We start from the raw sequence: 18,033 nt of genomic DNA, 5'->3' as shown, positions 1-18,033 counted from the left end.
AATTATATCAAAAATAAACATAACTAAACAGACTTGTAATAAAAACCCATAAAAATTAATATATGGTTATACAGTATTTTAAACTGTATAATGATTTTAAGAATTCCCCTTAAAATCAACTTACTCACATGCCTTTATACAGTAATTGTTCCCCAATTCTGTATATCAAAAAACCTTTCATTCATTTGAAAGGTCTTTTTGAGCCTGCACATATTCTTCTTTCGTATTTACATTTATAAACCAATCCGCATTCGCTTGTACATCTTCTCCAGAAACATACTTCACATTACATTGTGATAAAAGCTGGCCCATACTTCTTTTTTCTTCCTGAAGTAAAGCATAAATCTTTTCTTTCACGCGGTTATGATACGCCGCAAGTAGCGGTTGTTTTCTTCCATTAATAATAGGTACAACCGCATCATATTCATTGCTCGTTTGCTCTAGTAAAATGGCAAACCATTGATGCGAAACGTTTGGTGCATCGCAAGGCATAATAGCGTACCAATCTGCTTCTATGTATTCCATACCTGATACAATGCCCGCAAGCGGTCCATTTCCTTTATAGTGCGGAATGTCTTCTATAACAGGAACTTGTACGAATTGCTCTACTCGCTCTTTTATATCAGTATGGCTAATTACTACAATGTCTTGCAAAGTAGTTCCCATCACTTTCACAATATGCTCAACAAAAGTAGTTCCCTTCCAAATTGCTAACGCCTTCGGCTCACCAAATCTACTCGACATACCGCCCGCTAATACAATTCCAGCATACTTACTCATTGGCGATGCAGCTCAAATGTAATATGGCCTAATTCCGGTAAAATTAATTTATTCATCGCAAGTCGAACCGCTCCGCTAGACCCTGGCATCGAGAAGACTACTTTGCGCCCAATTGTACCACCAATCGCTCTACTTAACATTGCGCTGCTTCCGATATCTTCTAAATAACTAATCATACGGAACAGCTCACCAAATCCAACAATTTCTTTATCTAATAACGCTGATACTGCTTCAATTGTGACATCGCGTTTCGTAATACCAGTACCGCCATTTGTTAATACAACATCTACATCTTCCTTATGATAACCAGCTAACACCGCTTGCTGAATACTTTCTTTATCATCTTTTACAATTTCATAAGAAGTTACTTTATGTCCCGCTTCTTTTAACAATTCATGTAATAGTTGTCCGCTCTTATCTGTTTCTTCCGTACGTGTATCGGAAATTGTAACAATCTTGCAACGCACTTCTTTTGGAGCTTGTTTTTTATGTTCAGTTACACTCATTTTTTATCTTTCCTTTCTTAAAGACTTTTCTTCATTTTATCATACATACCTTTACACAATTATGTATGAAGCCAATCATGCGCCATGATACAATATAAGTATACTAACCCACAAAAAGGAAAGTGTACTTTCTTATACTCCTAGACTACACATCTTTAGCTACTCTTTATATTTTCTACATAATAGAATTCAATTTTAAAACTTGTACTAAAAAATAAATTGGAGGTCTACATTGTATGGAACTTTATAAAAAATTAACAACAACATTTATCCTCTTATTCATCGCTTCAATCACTGTCGGCTTTTCCTTAAAAGGCGCAATTCCATACGCTACATTAGTAAGCATTATATTCGCGACACTATTTTTACTAAGTAGTGCCTTTTGCGCAAGTAAAGCACGTCAAATGAAAGGTTGATTACATATGTTCAAAAAGAAATCAATCTTTTGTAAATCATGTAAAACAGAAATACAAACGTATGAAAAAGCGTGGATTCATATGCCCTTTCCGGCGAATGGCATGACAAATATGAAAAAGTATATTGAATTAGAAGGACAAATTTATTGTAGTTCGTGTGTTGAGATAATGAACAAAAACCAGTAAATACAAAAGGGGTGTTTACATTGTTTGAATCCAACCGTATCCAGTTACGAAAGTTTTCCGAAGATGATATTCTAACATATTATAAATGGCATAATGATATAGACGTTATGAGTTCAACTACACTCACTCTTGATAAATATTCCTTTCAAGACACAGAAAAACTTTGCCGGCAATTTATTCATTCTTCGAACTCTAAGAGCTATATCATTGAAGAAAAAGCTACGCATCTTCCAATTGGTATTACTTCTTTAATTCATATTGATTCTTATAATCGAAACGCTGAATGCATTATTGATATTGGTAAAAAGGATTACTGGGGGCAAGGTTATGGGCAGGAAGCTTTAACCCTATTATTGGATTATGCATTTTTAGAATTAAATTTACATCGCCTTTCTTTACGAGTATTTTCTTTTAACGATAGAGCAGTTAAATTATATAAATCACTTGGTTTTCAACATGAAGGAACTTGTAAAGAAGCTATATTCCGCAACGGCACTTGGCATGACATTGAACTCTTCGCTTTATTCCAACGTAATTATAAATAAAAAAAGCTTTGCGCTCACCGCGCAAAGCTTTTTTTCATATATTATAGACCAGCTTGCTCTTTTAAAGCTGCAGCTTTGTCTGTACGTTCCCATGATAGATCTACATCAGTACGTCCGAAGTGGCCGTAAGCTGCTGTTTGTTTGTAAATTGGGCGACGTAAGTCTAACATTTTAATAATACCAGCCGGGCGAAGATCGAAGTTGTTACGAACTAGTTCTACTAGTACGTCTTCAGATACTTTACCAGTGCCGAATGTATCAACTGAAATTGATACTGGTTGTGCTACACCGATTGCGTATGCAAGTTGTACTTCTGCTTTTTCAGCAAGACCAGCTGCTACGATGTTTTTCGCAACATAACGAGCTGCATATGCTGCAGAACGGTCAACTTTCGTTGCATCTTTACCAGAGAATGCACCGCCACCGTGGCGAGCGTATCCACCGTAAGTATCAACGATGATTTTACGTCCTGTTAAACCAGCATCACCTTGTGGTCCACCAATTACGAAGCGGCCAGTTGGATTAATGAAGAATTTCGTTTCTCCATCCATTAATTCTGCTGGTACTACAGCTTTAATTACGTGCTCTTTTAAGTCGCGATCGATTTCTTCCCATGTAACATCTGGGTGATGTTGTGTAGAAATTACGATAGTATCAACACGTACTGGTTTACCATTTTCATCATACTCAACTGTAACTTGCGTTTTTCCATCTGGACGTAAGTATGATAATGTATCATCTTTACGTACTTCAGTTAAACGGCGAGCTAATTTGTGAGCAAGCGAGATTGGAAGTGGCATTAATTCTTGTGTTTCATTACATGCAAAACCAAACATTAAACCTTGGTCTCCTGCACCAATTGCCTCAATCTCAGCGTCAGTCATTTGACCTTCGCGTGCTTCTAGCGCTTGGTCAACACCCATAGCGATGTCAGCAGACTGCTCATCGATAGATGTTAAAACAGCACAAGTTTCTGCATCGAATCCGTATTTTGCGCGTGTGTAACCAATGCCTTGAATTGTTTCACGAACGATTTTCGGAATATCTACGTAAGTAGAAGTCGTAATTTCCCCCGCTACCAATACTAAACCAGTTGTTACAGTTGTTTCACAAGCTACACGTGCATTTGCGTCTTTTGATAAGATCGCATCTAAAATTGAATCAGAAATTTGGTCACAAATTTTATCTGGATGTCCTTCAGTTACAGACTCAGATGTGAACAGATGACGTTTTTTTGTCATGTGGTAAACCTCCCTACAGTAATTGTATATATTGTACGGAACTCATCCTTAATTTGCCACAAACTGCGACATACATTTATTCTCCCACACAAGCATACAGAAAAACCTTTCCTACTTTACATAGAGGAAAGGTTTAATTTGCTACTTGCATACTGCTTTTTGCCCTTCGCTCTTATCGTTCGAGACCTGTAGCCTCGCACAGGTTTTAGCACCTATTCACCTGCATTTATCAATACAAGTGAGGTTGCTGGGCTTCATCGGGCCTGTCCCTCCGCCAGCTCGGGATAAGAGAGTATCCGTCCCAACCTATACTAAAGAAATGATATTCATTTGTCAATTAATATTCACATTTTCCTGAAAGTTTTTCTCAATACGCCTGAAATGAAATATTAATAAGGAAATAATGCATTCACACAAACAAAAAGAAATAAATAGTATACATTATTTATATAATTGTGTTATACTCTTGTTGGGGATTACGAGAAATATTTCATTAAATGAAAAGGATGGTATATAAATATGAGTACTGTGAATGTCCAAATTGGTTTACACGAATTATTGAACGGAAGCAATGCACAGATTCAACTAAGTGTTCCGCAATTAGTGGAAAAAGTATTAATGCGAAATGAAGGGAAATTAACTTCTACTGGTGCCGTTTCTGCTTCAACAGGAAAATATACAGGACGTTCTCCTAAAGATAAATTTATTGTGAAAGAAGCATCGGTTGCTGACAAAATTGCTTGGGGAGCTGTGAACCAACCGATTTCTGAAGAACATTTTAATAAATTATATACTAAAGTTTTAGAATACTTAAAAGAAAAAGAAGAGTTATTCGTCTTCAAAGGATTTGCAGGCGCTGACCGCAATTACCGCCTACCAATTCAAGTTATTAACGAATATGCATGGCACAATTTATTTGTACATCAATTATTCATTCGTCCAACTGAAGAAGAATTAACGACTCATGAATCAGAGTTCACAATTGTTTCTGCACCGAATTTCAAAGCTGATCCAGCTGTTGACGGTACAAACTCTGAAGCATTCATTATGGTTTCATTCGAAAAACGCATCGTATTAATTGGTGGTACAGAATACGCTGGAGAAATGAAAAAATCAATCTTCTCTATTATGAACTTCTTATTACCTGAACAAGATATTCTTTCTATGCACTGTTCTGCAAACGTAGGTGAAGAAGGCGATGTAGCATTATTCTTCGGTTTATCTGGAACAGGTAAAACAACATTATCTGCTGATCCAAACCGTAAATTAATTGGTGATGATGAGCACGGTTGGTCTGATAACGGTGTATTCAATATTGAAGGCGGTTGCTACGCGAAATGTGTAAACCTTTCTCACGAGAAAGAACCACAAATTTTCGATGCAATCACATTTGGATCTGTTTTAGAAAACGTTATCATTAATGACCAAACGCGTATCGCGGACTACAACGATACTACTTTAACAGAAAATACTCGTGCTGCATACCCTATGCATGCGATCGACAATATCGTACTGCCAAGTGTTGCTGGACACCCAAATACAATTATTTTCTTAACTGCTGATGCATCTGGCGTATTGCCTCCAATCAGTAAGTTATCAAAAGAACAAGCTATGTATCATTTCTTAAGTGGTTACACTAGTAAACTAGCAGGAACAGAGCGCGGTGTTACTTCTCCGCAAGCTACATTCTCAACTTGCTTCGGTTCACCATTCTTACCACTTGATGCATCTCGCTACGCTGAAATGCTTGGTGAAAAAATTGAGAAACACGATGCGAAAGTATTCTTAGTAAACACTGGCTGGACTGGTGGCGAATACGGCGTTGGTAAACGTATGAACTTAGGTTACACTCGTGCAATGATTCAAGCTGCATTAAACGGTGAACTTGCGAAAACTGAAACAGCTAAACATGACATCTTCGGTCTTGAAGTTCCACTTCACGTACCAGGTGTACCTGACGAAGTGTTAATGCCTGAACAAACTTGGGCTGATAAAGCTGCTTACAAAGCAAAAGCAATCGAACTTGCAAATGAATTCAAAGCTAACTTCAAAAAGTTCGACAGCGTATCTGAAGACATTATTAACTTAGGCGGTCCAATCGCTTAAATTAAAACTTTCTGTTGGAATAACCCTTTACTCATATGAATAAGTGTCGTGTAACCGTAAAGTTTCGCGTACTCACCGACAAAACCCAATGCGGCTTAACGGTTACACACACTTACATAAAAAAGAAGCTTACGTGAAAACGTAAGCTTCTTTCTATATCTTATATAAAGTGAAACGCTAATCTCTTCATCTGTGACCTAGATTATAAAATTACAGCTTCGAATATATACATTATATCCCTACTGGGTTTCACATCGTATGGGGCTAAAAAAGGCCCTGACCGCTTCTATCCGTGGCTGGATCATCTATTCCATCTAAAAAGAAGTCTTTTATCTTTTTTAGCTCTTTGTTAGTTCTTTCTCATCTTTCATGCTATAGTATCCTAAATTAACAACAATTAAGAAATACCCACCCAAAATCCCTACTGCAAATGCCCACATAACCATGTGGTGCTCAATTTCGTACATAATAATAGCACCCAAAATTGCAGCTGCAAAACGGTTAAACATACCGAGTGTCGGTGCTTTCGTCTTCTTTACAATACTATCTCCAAGCTTCTCAATTCGTCTCCCTAAAAGCCAAACGCAATACATACTTACAATAAGCCCAATTCCAGCACCTAGAAAATGAGCTGAAAACGGCGTTAACATCCAGCCTAGTAAAAGAAAACCTAGTAAATAATACGATTGAATTTTAAACGATCTTAATGACATACTAATCATGCTGTTCTCCTCTTCAGTAATTTTTATCTATCCAACAAAAAATTTCTTTCAAATTCATATTCCTTAAATCCATTTCACTCAAATTAAAAACAACATAAACAGTATGTTTATGTTGTTTAAATATTTTTAGGAAATAATATTATACAAGATTTCAAACATCATATTCTCATATTTTGTGACGGTTTTTCAAACTTTTTTCGTCCATTTATGAAAAAAATGATATCAATCTATGAACATACGGATATGATGTAATAAGCACACAAATAAAGGGGGCGTCTAATGATTTATTTTTTAATGGCTCTCATTCACCTCATTATCCCTGCACTTATTGGACTTTCATTGTATTGGTACACGAAAAACCATAGCATTTTTTACGCTGTCCTCGGTGTTCTTCTTCCAGGTATTATTCTTATTACACTCTTCCGTATTCCATTTTTAAACTTAATTCCACTTATTACTGCTATCTTATTTCTCATCTTCTTACCAAAAATAAAAAAATAGGAAAGCAGATCATAGGTGATCTGTTTTCCTATTTTGATATAGGTTCCCCTGCAATAGAATGAACTTTTACTTTCTCCGATTTCACAAACCATAGACCGACAAAAATGATAATTCCACCGATGATTTGTTGAAACGATACATATTCATTTGCCCAGACAGCTGCAAATAAAACCGCTACAAGCGGCGTTATATACATATATACCATCGTATGTGACGCCCCAATTTTTTGAACACCAACATACCACATTACTAGACCAAATACTGTTACAAAGAAAATAGAATATAGTAAAGCAAATAGTGTCATTCCGTGAGTAATGTGAAATAGCATGACAAACACATGTGGACCACTTAACAATAATAGCGGAATCGCACCCACTAATGCAGACCATGCTGTAACACGTAATGCTGAATATTTTTTAATTAATGGTCCTGCTAAAACAGGATAAAGCCCCCAGCATATTGATGTAATCAGTCCAATTCCATTGCCATAAAAAGAACTAGTAAGCGAATGTCCTGCTACTAAAACTAATGCTGCACCAACAAAGGCAGTCATAGAACCGATTAACTTTCGAGAAGAAAACTTTTCTTGTTTCAAGAAAATCGCAAATGCAGTTGTAAAAATAGGTGAAATAGAAATGAGTAAAGAGGCATTTGTAGCAGATGTATATTTGACAGTTTCCATAAATAACGTTTGATACAGTACAATACCTACAATGCTAACGATAATTAATCTAGGTATATCCTTTCGCTCCATATAAACCGACTTTTCAATAAAAAAGGTAAGGAGTAACAGAAGCGGTGCCGCCGCCATCATACGAAGTGCAGTAAACTCAATTGCTGTAAATTCTAAAAGTCCATACTTCGCAATTGTATAGTTAATCCCCCAAATAATAACAACACTTAAAATTAACAACTCAATTCCCCATCTTCTCATGCGTATCCCCTCCGCAAAGAAGATTATACAGAAAATTCAATCACATGTACATTTCATTATGTGAAAAAATCTTTTTACTTTTGAAACGTTTTGGTAAATGAAATTATATCGGCGATTTTCTGAATATATCGGCGCAACTCCATTTATATCGGCGATTTCCCAAATATATCAGCGCAACTCCATTTATATCAGCGATTTTTTCAATATATCGACTTATCAACAAAAATCGACAATAATAGCGACTTATAAAATAAAAAAGGTGATTCCAAAATACATTTTGGAATCACCTTTCCTTTACTATATTCGAACGTGTAACTTCATATTTGGATTATAAAACTGGCTTGGGCTCTTCAACTGAAAAGTTCCTCCACCTTCATGCCAATCAACCGTTAACTTATCGTCCATAAATACAAGCTTTGTACGATCAGCGATAAAGTTCATTGTGCTTGATTCAATATCCACATCGCGCTCATCTTTCTCTGCTACAGCTACTAAATCGATGATTCCGCTCATGACACAACCGCAACCCTCATTATCGTAAAATAACTTTATATATTTCGCTTCACTTGGAATCGTATCCATAATCTTTTTATATGCTGCTTCTGTTACAGTAACGTACATATGTTAATCTTCATCCTCTCTTCTCTTATCATTCATATATTGTATCACCATTTTTCTTAAAAGTTATATACAGAAAATTAAGACTAATATACAATGTATGTGATAAAGTTTCAGCAATCGAGCTTTTATGAGTAGTTCATGCAGGAGAAAGGAGGTTTACTATCCGTGTTCAAACTACAACGATATCCTATGTTATTAGGTCTATTTAGTAGTTTCTTCATTTCTAGCGGAATGCTATTACAGCATGTACTTCCCTATTCTCCTTCTATTAGCTGGATCCTAGGTTTTATTTGTTTCCTATCCGCTTCTTATTTTGCTACGAAGAATACAAACAACTCATAAAGCAAGAATCATCTTAAGGAGGATTATCAAACATGCCAGCCTTAAAAAAAATAGAGCAATCACTCGATCACTTATTCCAAATTGAAAAATACGGAAAAGATAGTGCCTTTAGTCGATTTATCCCAGCCGTATATGATCCTATCAAATTTCCTTGGCAACAATTTTTCGAAGCAAATTTTGTAGATTTATTTAACGGCCTTATGATGCACGGATCTGAAAATGTAAACAAAGTATTTTTAGCTGTATTCCCTACAGATGACGTTCTTGAAACATTCATTTCACAATCCACACCTGGTGATTTACTCTTTATGCACCATCCCCTTGTAATGGAGTGTGGTGATCCGCTTGGAAGATCCGGTCGCGGTTTCATACCAATTCCTGAAAAATATTTGCAAGGAATAAAAGAAAAACAACTTTCTATATATACATGTCACGTACCAATGGATTTTCATCAAACGCATGGAACGAGTATTTCAATTGCAAAAGCATTAAACGCTACTGTAGTGGACGACTTTGCATATGGAGGTCCAGAACAAGAACCAATTGGCCTTATTTGTGAAATAGATGAAACATCAACAGAAGCACTCCAAAAACATCTAAAACAACTCTTCCAGATTCCTTACACAGACTTCGAAGGTAAACGACATGATTCCATCAAAAAAATCGCAATTATCGCTGGATGTGGCGATGTTGTATCTTTAATGAAGGAAGCAGAAGAAAAAGGTGCTGAAGCATATATTACAGGAGAAATCCATTGCCATATCGACAATGATTACGGCCGACATAAATACTCGCTCATTATGGATTATGTAAAAGAAACGAATATGTCTCTAATTGGTGTGTCACACTCTGCCTCTGAATATTTAGTGAAAGAGACATTGATGTATGATTGGTTTAAAGAAAATTTTGATGTGGATGTTATTTTGCTTCCGCAGGAGAAATGGTGGTTATAAATTTTTAAAGAGATAGCTAATTTAGCTATCTCTTTTTACTAAACTTAAAATTTCATGAGGCGTTTGAAAAATATAATCAGCCACCTCGAATCCTTTCCTTGTTTTCGCTCCCCACAGGGCTAAACCAAATTTTGCTCCCGCTTGTTTTGCGCATTGTAAGTCATATACTGAATCACCTATGTATATCGCTTCTTGTGCATCTATATTCAATCTTTTTAGACATGTCACAAGTGGCTCTGGATGTGGTTTATGTTTTATTGTATCTTCTACACAAATAGAGTGTTCAAAATATGAATGTAATCCAAATGGCTTGAAATCATTGATAAACTCTTGGCGTGTTTTTGAAGTAACAATACCTGTTCGAATCTTATATGAAGATACTATTTCAATCACTTCCGCAATTCCTTTAAATACTGTAATTTCATTCTTAAAATCTGCCATATTACGTATCCATTTCTCATGAACTGCTTTCATATTTTCCACACCAATTTCTTGTAACGCAGCCATACCAGGAATACCTAATGCAAAATGTAGCTTTTCTAATGAATAATTCATCCCTTCATCTCGCAACGTTCTCTGTAATGAATATAAAACTGCTTTTTCCGTATCTAACATTGTTCCGTCAATATCAAATATAATTCCCTTCATTTTTGCGTCCCCCTTTACTTCACTCCAGTGATTAGCTCAATTCCATATTCTTTCACTACTCTTTCTAAATTGCCGGGAATAACATCATTCGTAATAATTGTATCTATTGATTCTAATGACAGTGCCTTAAAGTTTTGACGTTGATTCATTTTTGTCTCATCGGCAAGTAAAAACACTCCATTCGTTTGTTTAACAATTTGACGCTTAAAATGAATATCTTCCTCATACGCATAATAAACACCATCTTCTGTAAGGCCGGGTGATCCAATAAAAACTTTATCAAAATGATAATCTTTTAGTTTCTCCATTGCAGAAAAACCCGCCATATAACGTGAGTGTTTATTTAATTCTCCACCCAAAATATGAATATTTACATTCTCCATATCCATTAAATGATTTACTGTATCAATTGAATTTGTAACAACCGTTATATTACTTGCTGTCAAAAATGAAGCCATACAGTTAACAGTTGTTGAAACATCAAGATAAATAATTTCATTATCTCCTACAAAAGAAGCAGCTTGCTTTCCAATAGATATCTTATATTCAATTTCTTTTTCCTCACGATTTACATAATCCGATATTTTACGGTGGAAAGATGATAAAGCTACACCACCATGAGTTCGTATTATTGTTGTTTCATTTGTTAACTTTACAATATCTCTTCTTGCTGTATCTCTGGAAACTTGAAATAGCTCACACATCATCTTCAAACTCATCGTCCTATGTTCATTCAAATAATCCATTATTTTTATTAAACGTTCCTCTTGATTCATACTCTCACCCATTTCCATTTACTTTTAAGTACTTTTAAGTTATTTTAAGTATATCACAACAAAATAACTTAAATAAACCTTAAAATAACTTAAAACGGAAGTGAGAAAATGCTACGTACAATTATTTTTGATTTTGATGGCACACTAGCTGATACTTTACCTTTATGTTATTACTCGTTTCAAAACGTTTTTTGGCAATTTGATAATAAAGAAATTACTGAAGCAGAGATTCTTTCTATGTTTGGTCCAAGTGAAGTTGGTATTATTCATGAGAACTTACTTTCTGAAGAAAAAGAAGTAGCAGTTGAAAGATACTATGAATGTTATGAAGAAAAGCATCATGATTACGTAAAGCGAAATCATGAAATAGTAGACCTTTTAATACATTTAAAAAAACAAGGGTTTCAGTTAGCTATCGTAACTGGAAAAGCAAAAAGAAGCCTGGATATTTCTCTAAAAGCATTAGGATTAGTTTCTTTCTTCGACTGTATAGTAGCTGGAGATGATGTAATGAAGCCAAAACCTGACCCTGAAGGTATTCTTCTTGTATTAAATACATTAAATGTAAATGCAAACGAAGCAATTTTTATTGGGGATAGTGATGCTGACATACTTGCTGGAAAACAGGCAGATGTACGAACGATTGGCGTACAATGGTTACCAAACTATCAATCTGCTACATTTACTGTGCAACCAGATGATTTTATTAAGAAAACAGATGATTTTCTCATCTCATTAAATACTAGATTTTCAAAATATAGAAAGGAGAACGTATATGTACCACTTAATTGCTTTAGTTGCGACGGCAGACGCAACAGCAGTTCTAACGGAAACACCAGAACTATGGTATTTTCCATTAAACCAACGGATAGCGGAGTAGGACAAATTCAAGTATTTAATCCTACTCCGGCAGTAGGTTCCGCTACTGTAACTTGGACTAGTATTACAACTGGAAACCCAGTTGCAAGAGGAGATGCTATATCCCTTTATATTACCCCTGGAATTACTGCAAGTGCTGTATATTCTATTTTTCTAATCACTGACATATAGCAATTCATTTCATAAAAAAAAGACCCGAGATTCGGGTCAACAAATAGAAATATAAATGAACTACAACAAATAACAGACAAAGCCATTATATATTTTTCATAGTAAAACATCCATTATTTTCTTTTTACACTATCAATATATTATTTTTCGTTATCGTCCTCTTTTTTAGAACGTCTACCTAAGAAGAACACAAAAACATTACTTCCAAATAAGTGATGTTTTTTCTATTTAATGCAGTGGTAACATAACCTCAACCGTTGTTCCAACCCCAACTTCACTTTCAAAACTCATTTTACCATTGTGGTCTTTAATAATTTTTTCTGTAACTACTAAACCTAGACCAGTTCCTGTTTCTTTCGTTGTATAAAAGGCTTCATTTAACTTTGGAATTTTATCTTTTGGAATACCACATCCCTCATCTTTCACTTGAACGATGATTCCATCTTTTACAGTAACTTTAATCGTAATTGTTCCCCCAACTGACATTGCTTCAATTGCATTTTTGATTAAATTAAAAAAGACCTGTTTTAATCGTTTTTCATCACATGTAATGGACGGTAAGTCTTTACTGTAAATACCTTGTATGTGGACTCCTTGTTTTAAAGCAGGCTTTTCCATAACTCGAATAACATAAGAGATAATTTCTTGTATGTTATGAGTTTCTGATTCTAGTGATTTAGATTTCTCAAATCCACTAAGTTCTGTAGCAATTATATGAATCCGATCTACTTCTTGTTTCATAATATCACTATAAATTTTATCCTCTGGATGCTTGTCGGCTTGTTTATTCACAAGTTTTTTTAAGTTTGCTAAAGGTCTTCTAATCTTATAACCAATAACCGTTGCCATTTTTCCAACAGCTGCTAGTTTTTCTGTCTGTTTTATTTCTTTGTCCATCATCTCAAGCGTACGAACGTAAGACTGAACCCTCAAAAATATAATCCAACATATAATAGTAAATACACTATATAATGCCATTGGGATTAAAACGAGAGAAGATTGAATAATGATTCCTGTAAGAGCGTACTTCCCGACAAGTATCGCTGGAACTAACCAGAAATATCTTTTGTTCACAAAGATTGGTGCGAACAAAATAAAAAATACTTCTACTATATTTCCACCGTCAAATTCCGCATCGCTACCATAATAAATCATAATGTTATGGATACAATCTAATACATTATAGCCAATTAGAATAATATACTTTACCACAAAAACATTCTTCCATTTCATAAAGTATATTCCACTGCAAAACAATACTACCGTCAAAAAGTAAAGCCATAAACCTAAACCATCTTCAAACTTTCCTACGCCTTCTTGCTCTCCCGCGATTAAAGGTACGATAAATTCATAGGCAAGATCATACACAAAAAATATAATAAAAAATAAACTTAAAAATACTTTCAATGCCTTTATTTCTTCATTTTTAAATATATAGCCTTTATTCATATGGTAACTCCTAGCTTTTCTTCCACTTGGATTTCAGTATTTCCACACTTCCTTGGGAGAATGATGTCTATTCTCGTTCCAGTATCTCTTTCACTTGAAATATGCAGCTCACCAAGGTGCTCGGCGACAATTCGATTCGCTACCGTAAGTCCCAGACCAATTTTATCTTGTTTCGTTGTATAAAAGGCTTCTGTAACACGGGTTAAGTTTTCTTGCTTAATACCATGACCATTATCGATTACGCTGATTATTACATATTCTTTCCCTTTATTCTCTAATTGCAAATGTAATATGCCACCTTGTTCCATTGCCTCTAAAGCATTTTTTATCGTATATAAAAAGACTCCTCTTATTTTTCGTTCATCACATTCAACTTCTATTGTTTTTTCTTCCACATTAGAAATAAACTGCACGTTTAATTCATTCATTTTTCCGCGAAGACTTGTTATTACTTGTAATACAATTTTTCCTACATCATGTTTCTTATAAATAGAAGGTTTGCATGTAGCAACTTCCATCAACTCACTTATCATATTATTCATATTTTCTATTTCAAAAATCATACGTTTATAAATAGGATCCTCTTCATGCTTCTCTCGTTGTAATTGCGTAAATCCTTTTAATGAAGCCAGTGGATTTTTAATTTCATGTCCAACAGTCGCTGCCATTTTTCCGATTACTGCTAATTTTTGTGATTCACTAGCAATCGCAATACTTTCCTTTACGGCTGAAAGATATTGTAAAAATCGATTTAAAATGATATATGCAACTATTAACATAAGTGTACACATAATAAGGAACATAAATGCTTTTATTTCCTCTAATACAAATAAATAAATTAAATATTTTCCTACAATAGAGGAAAGCAAAAACACATAAAATTTTTTATTTAAAAATATGGGTACAAAGAAAATGAGAATAATTTCTATTATATTTGTCGCATCAAACGCCGCCTTATTATAAAAAATATACGAAACTATATTAGCGATTTCTATCCCTATGTATGCAAATATCCATGCATATTTAACAAGGTTTGCCTTCTCTTTTTTCAGTAAATATATATTCACGCATAGTATTGCTACTCCGCAAATAACTTGCCATATTATGTTGTATCCCTTATCCATTATTGATTTATCTTCTAATACGATTGCATAGAAAATTTGATATACAATAACAATGACATATAACACCCATAAAAGGAGTTTTGCATTCCTTTCTTCTTCTTTATATGATAGAAAACTTTCTTTCACTTCAACACCCCTTCAAAATAACATCTCAAAGAATACCATTTATTATAATAAATGATTTTCATAGACAAACAAAGATAAATCGAACATTTGAGGAAAATCGTACCAAAAACGCAATATATTTAGACTATATACAGAGCATAAAATCTATGATCATTAATACGTATATTATGGAGGATGTTTTATATAGACGGCCTAAAAAGTAAAACAAAGCTTTTAGAATGGAGCCTATTGATAGAACAGGGGGAGTTTTATGTTTGTTACTGTCGAGAAAGATGTGCATATTTTTGTGCAAGACGTTAATCCTGGTCCAGGTAGTAAGACTGTTTTCTTCGTTCACGGATGGCCTTTAAATCATCAAATGTATCAATATCAACTCAATGTTTTACCAGAGCATGGCTTTCGTTGTATCGCCATGGATATACGAGGGAATGGGCAATCTGATAAGCCATGGACTGGTTACACGTATGATCGATTAGCCGATGATATCGCAATTGTTCTAGAAGCACTCCAAGTAGAGAACGCTACATTAGTCGGTTTCTCAGTTGGTGGTGCTCTTTCTATTCGCTATATGTCTCGCTATCATGGGCGCCGCATTTCTAAGCTCGCATTAATTGACGCTGTCTCCCCCTCTTTCGTTAAAAATCAAGAGTCCCCTTACGGTGTACCGAAAGAACAAGCAGATGCTCTCATTAATCAAATGTATGCTAATTCACCAAAATTTTTAAATGACGTATCTTTATCCTTTTTCAATAGAAACTTAGGGGCTGCAACCCTTGAATGGTTTTCTTATCTCGGTATGCAGTCCGCTTCTTATGCCCTTATCAAAATTTTACAAGCAGCTGCAAATGAAGATGTAACGAAAGATTTAAATAAAATTAACGTCCCAACAAAAATCTTCCACGGCGTTCACGACCAACTAATTCCTTACAAAAGTGCTGAGCTTACGCAACAACGAATTAAAAATTCTCAGTTACATGCTCTTACAAATAGTGGTCATGGTTCACCAATCGATCAAGCGGATGAATTAAATAAAGAACTGATAAAATTTTTACATGCATAACAACTGCAATACAAGAACGAAAGTTAATATAATAGTTTTTTCACAAAACATAAAATTCACATATTTCTCACAAATACACAAATAAAACGATTACATTTTCATATATACTAAATGTACAGGTAATACTCCCTAAACCCAGCTTGTCTGGTTACCCCGTTAAATACTATGAAAAAAGAACTTGTATCGTTATACAAGTTCTTTTTGTTTCTTTTATTTAAAGAGGATATCTGTACTATATTGATTTCCAACGAGTAAATCATATTGGAGCATTTTATATTGCTCTAACATTTCTTTTTGTTTCTTTGTTAAATCATTGATTACTTCTCCATTTTTATCAACTTTTAATTCATCTCTAAGCACTGGTATTTCCTTGTAAAGTTCCGATAAAAATTGATAAAATAAGGATTTATTTAATCCTGCATAATCAAAAATAAGATTAGAAAAATGAATTGGGCTTACTAAACCTAAATTATCATTTGGCATATCAAAGTTTGCATACATTAATAGCGGCGTTTGCGCCATCGCTAAACGTTCACTCGGTGTTTTTTCATTCGTTATATACCCGTTTTCTTTATAAAAAGATTTATTTGTTCCTAGTGATGGAAGATGATCTCCAAAGAATACTAATAATGTAGGTCTATCTAAATTATCTAGTTGCTCTATTAAATATTGAAGTGCCTCATCTGAACGTCTTAACCCTTCTGTATACGTCTCTAATTCTCCCTTTGATTCTTCATTTTCTAGCCCGCTAATTTCTATTAGGTTTTCACCAAATCGGCCCTCTGTAAATGGAAAATGATTTTGCATCGTAACTGCATGAATAAATGTAGGCTGTTTTTGTTCCTCTAACTCAGCAATTATCTCTTTACTCATCGCTAAATCACTAATATAATCTCCATCAATATCCACATTTTTCATCGTGTCCTCTGCATTAAACTTATCAAATCCTAACACCTTATATACATCATCACGTTTAAAGAATGTGCGACCAAATGAATGAATTGCACTTGTGTAATACCCTTCTTTTTTCAACGCCGTAGGGATTGATGGAATTTCTTTCTTATTTGTAATAACCTGCTGATATGGTATAGAACCTGGCTTTAACAAACTCATTGAATAACTTGTTAATGCCTCAAATTCAACGTTCGCTGTATTTCCCCCAAATGTAGGAGAAATAGTTTGTCCCCCAGGAAAGTTTTCTATATAATGATGCAAATTTGGTACAGGATCTTCACTAAAAGAAAGGTTGGTTACTTTCGTCGGATCCCAAAACGATTCACTCATTACAAAAATAATATTCGGTTTCTCTTTTTTCTTTTGATTCCCTATATTTCCACTATATTGTTTTTTTATATCGTTTGCTATTTGAAGCATATTTTCTTTAGAATAATTTTTTGGTTTTTCCATAACTGTTGTATCTAAATTGCTAATAAACCCCAGTACAAAACCATTTGAAGCATAGTTCTCATTTTGATTCCACAAAACAAAATCTACACCTGATTTTTGAAATACTTTATTCATAAATGTATTCGCAAAATTACCGTACGCATATAGAACAAAAATAGATCCTACTACTAATAAGGCTCTTATTCCTAGATGAATCTTTACATTTTGAATATACCTTCTCATATATATCCCTGCTACAATACAAGCTACGATACTTACGATAATGACAAAAATATAACTCCAACTAAAATAGTCCATCACCATCGGTATAACAGATTGCATATGCGTAATTTGTGTGAAATCAGAAGGATATAACGGATCACCTCTGAAAATAAGCTTCAAATAATTCACAATACATAAAATGACTAACGTACAGCTCGTTAAAACCATACTTAGAAAAACCTTACCTATTAAATTATATACAAGAATATATATTGCATAAATTACTACAAAACTTAATATAAACTGCATATTATAAAAGTAAATCCAATTCATTGCCTC

General features: G+C 34.4%; 20 protein-coding genes and 1 riboswitch. Of the genes, 9 read left to right on the top strand and 11 right to left on the bottom strand.

Annotation, left to right across the window (positions count from 1 at the left end; genetic code table 11):
* Nucleotides 1–177 precede the first annotated feature (177 nt).
* Together ABWK52_RS17275 and ABWK52_RS17270 are read right to left on the bottom strand one after the other, a co-directional pair.
* Nucleotides 178–780: a molybdenum cofactor guanylyltransferase gene (locus ABWK52_RS17275; protein ID WP_000049598.1), complete on the bottom strand. Its 603-nt coding sequence runs from the start codon at nucleotides 778–780 to the stop codon at nucleotides 178–180.
* The gene (locus tag ABWK52_RS17270; protein WP_000117124.1) at nucleotides 777–1,286 is read right to left on the bottom strand and encodes a MogA/MoaB family molybdenum cofactor biosynthesis protein; all 510 of its coding nucleotides are present in this window, start codon (nucleotides 1,284–1,286) and stop codon (nucleotides 777–779) included. The genes ABWK52_RS17275 and ABWK52_RS17270 overlap by 4 nt, the downstream gene beginning before the upstream one ends.
* 236 nt (nucleotides 1,287–1,522) lie before the next feature.
* Here ABWK52_RS17270 and ABWK52_RS17265 point away from each other — a divergent pair, with 236 nt between their 5' ends.
* From ABWK52_RS17265 to ABWK52_RS17255, 3 genes are read left to right on the top strand one after another with little or no spacing between them, the layout of a single operon-like run.
* Nucleotides 1,523–1,702: a hypothetical protein gene (locus tag ABWK52_RS17265; RefSeq protein WP_000424800.1), complete on the top strand. Its 180-nt coding sequence runs from the start codon at nucleotides 1,523–1,525 to the stop codon at nucleotides 1,700–1,702.
* A 6-nt stretch (nucleotides 1,703–1,708) separates the two neighbouring features.
* A complete protein-coding gene (locus tag ABWK52_RS17260; protein WP_000473617.1) occupies nucleotides 1,709–1,888 on the top strand; it encodes a hypothetical protein in 180 nt (59 codons plus the stop codon).
* Between the two features lie 20 nt (nucleotides 1,889–1,908).
* On the top strand, nucleotides 1,909–2,433 hold the full coding sequence (locus tag ABWK52_RS17255) for a GNAT family N-acetyltransferase (RefSeq protein ID WP_000464120.1): 525 nt from the start codon (nucleotides 1,909–1,911) through the stop codon (nucleotides 2,431–2,433).
* Between the two features lie 41 nt (nucleotides 2,434–2,474).
* On the opposite strand, the gene metK is transcribed toward ABWK52_RS17255, so the two are convergent.
* A complete protein-coding gene (gene metK / locus ABWK52_RS17250; protein ID WP_000163123.1) occupies nucleotides 2,475–3,674 on the bottom strand; it encodes a methionine adenosyltransferase in 1,200 nt (399 codons plus the stop codon).
* A 169-nt stretch (nucleotides 3,675–3,843) separates the two neighbouring features.
* Nucleotides 3,844–3,965, bottom strand: a riboswitch (SAM riboswitch).
* Between the two features lie 228 nt (nucleotides 3,966–4,193).
* Between metK and pckA the strand changes: the two genes are divergently transcribed.
* Nucleotides 4,194–5,780: a phosphoenolpyruvate carboxykinase (ATP) gene (gene pckA / locus ABWK52_RS17245; RefSeq protein ID WP_000108802.1), complete on the top strand. Its 1,587-nt coding sequence runs from the start codon at nucleotides 4,194–4,196 to the stop codon at nucleotides 5,778–5,780.
* Between the two features lie 338 nt (nucleotides 5,781–6,118).
* Here pckA and ABWK52_RS17240 read toward each other — a convergent pair whose 3' ends face one another.
* A complete protein-coding gene (locus tag ABWK52_RS17240; RefSeq protein ID WP_000624933.1) occupies nucleotides 6,119–6,502 on the bottom strand; it encodes an ATP synthase subunit I in 384 nt (127 codons plus the stop codon).
* 279 nt (nucleotides 6,503–6,781) lie between these two features.
* Between ABWK52_RS17240 and ABWK52_RS17235 the strand changes: the two genes are divergently transcribed.
* A complete protein-coding gene (locus ABWK52_RS17235) occupies nucleotides 6,782–7,003 on the top strand; it encodes a hypothetical protein (protein ID WP_000639042.1) in 222 nt (73 codons plus the stop codon).
* Between the two features lie 28 nt (nucleotides 7,004–7,031).
* Here the strand turns inward: ABWK52_RS17235 and ABWK52_RS17230 are convergent, their stop codons facing one another.
* Both ABWK52_RS17230 and ABWK52_RS17225 read right to left on the bottom strand, forming a co-directional pair.
* The gene (locus tag ABWK52_RS17230; RefSeq protein ID WP_097995478.1) at nucleotides 7,032–7,937 is read right to left on the bottom strand and encodes a DMT family transporter; all 906 of its coding nucleotides are present in this window, start codon (nucleotides 7,935–7,937) and stop codon (nucleotides 7,032–7,034) included.
* Nucleotides 7,938–8,234: 297 nt separating this feature from the next.
* The gene (locus tag ABWK52_RS17225; protein ID WP_000289569.1) at nucleotides 8,235–8,558 is read right to left on the bottom strand and encodes an iron-sulfur cluster biosynthesis family protein; all 324 of its coding nucleotides are present in this window, start codon (nucleotides 8,556–8,558) and stop codon (nucleotides 8,235–8,237) included.
* A gap of 165 nt (nucleotides 8,559–8,723) precedes the next feature.
* Here ABWK52_RS17225 and ABWK52_RS17220 point away from each other — a divergent pair, with 165 nt between their 5' ends.
* Together ABWK52_RS17220 and ABWK52_RS17215 are read left to right on the top strand one after the other, a co-directional pair.
* Entirely contained in the window at nucleotides 8,724–8,900 is a 177-nt protein-coding gene (locus ABWK52_RS17220) for a hypothetical protein (RefSeq protein WP_033667186.1), read from the top strand.
* A 32-nt stretch (nucleotides 8,901–8,932) separates the two neighbouring features.
* Complete coding sequence (locus ABWK52_RS17215) at nucleotides 8,933–9,853, top strand: Nif3-like dinuclear metal center hexameric protein (protein WP_001111121.1); 921 nt, start codon at nucleotides 8,933–8,935, stop codon at nucleotides 9,851–9,853.
* 21 nt (nucleotides 9,854–9,874) lie between these two features.
* Here ABWK52_RS17215 and ABWK52_RS17210 read toward each other — a convergent pair whose 3' ends face one another.
* Together ABWK52_RS17210 and ABWK52_RS17205 are read right to left on the bottom strand one after the other, a co-directional pair.
* On the bottom strand, nucleotides 9,875–10,501 hold the full coding sequence (locus ABWK52_RS17210; RefSeq protein WP_000676033.1) for an HAD family hydrolase: 627 nt from the start codon (nucleotides 10,499–10,501) through the stop codon (nucleotides 9,875–9,877).
* A 14-nt stretch (nucleotides 10,502–10,515) separates the two neighbouring features.
* Nucleotides 10,516–11,277 (bottom strand): DeoR/GlpR family DNA-binding transcription regulator, encoded by a 762-nt coding sequence (locus tag ABWK52_RS17205; protein ID WP_015382478.1) that lies wholly within the window; start codon nucleotides 11,275–11,277, stop codon nucleotides 10,516–10,518.
* Nucleotides 11,278–11,385: 108 nt separating this feature from the next.
* Here ABWK52_RS17205 and ABWK52_RS17200 point away from each other — a divergent pair, with 108 nt between their 5' ends.
* Nucleotides 11,386–12,327, top strand: coding sequence for an HAD family hydrolase (locus ABWK52_RS17200; RefSeq protein WP_239697115.1), 942 nt, complete (start codon nucleotides 11,386–11,388; stop codon nucleotides 12,325–12,327).
* Between the two features lie 228 nt (nucleotides 12,328–12,555).
* On the opposite strand, the gene ABWK52_RS17195 is transcribed toward ABWK52_RS17200, so the two are convergent.
* Together ABWK52_RS17195 and ABWK52_RS17190 are read right to left on the bottom strand one after the other, a co-directional pair.
* Nucleotides 12,556–13,776, bottom strand: coding sequence for an ATP-binding protein (locus ABWK52_RS17195; protein ID WP_001032637.1), 1,221 nt, complete (start codon nucleotides 13,774–13,776; stop codon nucleotides 12,556–12,558).
* Nucleotides 13,773–15,026, bottom strand: coding sequence for an ATP-binding protein (locus ABWK52_RS17190; RefSeq protein WP_061654617.1), 1,254 nt, complete (start codon nucleotides 15,024–15,026; stop codon nucleotides 13,773–13,775). Before ABWK52_RS17190 ends, ABWK52_RS17195 begins: the two co-directional genes overlap by 4 nt.
* Before the next feature lie 250 nt (nucleotides 15,027–15,276).
* On the opposite strand from ABWK52_RS17190, the gene ABWK52_RS17185 reads away from it, so the two are divergent.
* The gene (locus tag ABWK52_RS17185; protein ID WP_098541226.1) at nucleotides 15,277–16,086 is read left to right on the top strand and encodes an alpha/beta fold hydrolase; all 810 of its coding nucleotides are present in this window, start codon (nucleotides 15,277–15,279) and stop codon (nucleotides 16,084–16,086) included.
* A gap of 210 nt (nucleotides 16,087–16,296) precedes the next feature.
* Here ABWK52_RS17185 and ABWK52_RS17180 read toward each other — a convergent pair.
* The coding region (locus ABWK52_RS17180; protein WP_353772025.1) for an LTA synthase family protein at nucleotides 16,297–18,033 on the bottom strand (1,737 nt) is incomplete at its 5' end.

The organism is Bacillus sp. AP50 (assembly GCF_040492675.1).
GTDB classification, from domain to species: Bacteria; Bacillota; Bacilli; order Bacillales; family Bacillaceae_G; genus Bacillus_A; species Bacillus_A cereus.
The sequence above is the reverse complement of the archived record's forward strand: the minus strand, read 5'-3'. Positions and strand labels throughout refer to the sequence as shown.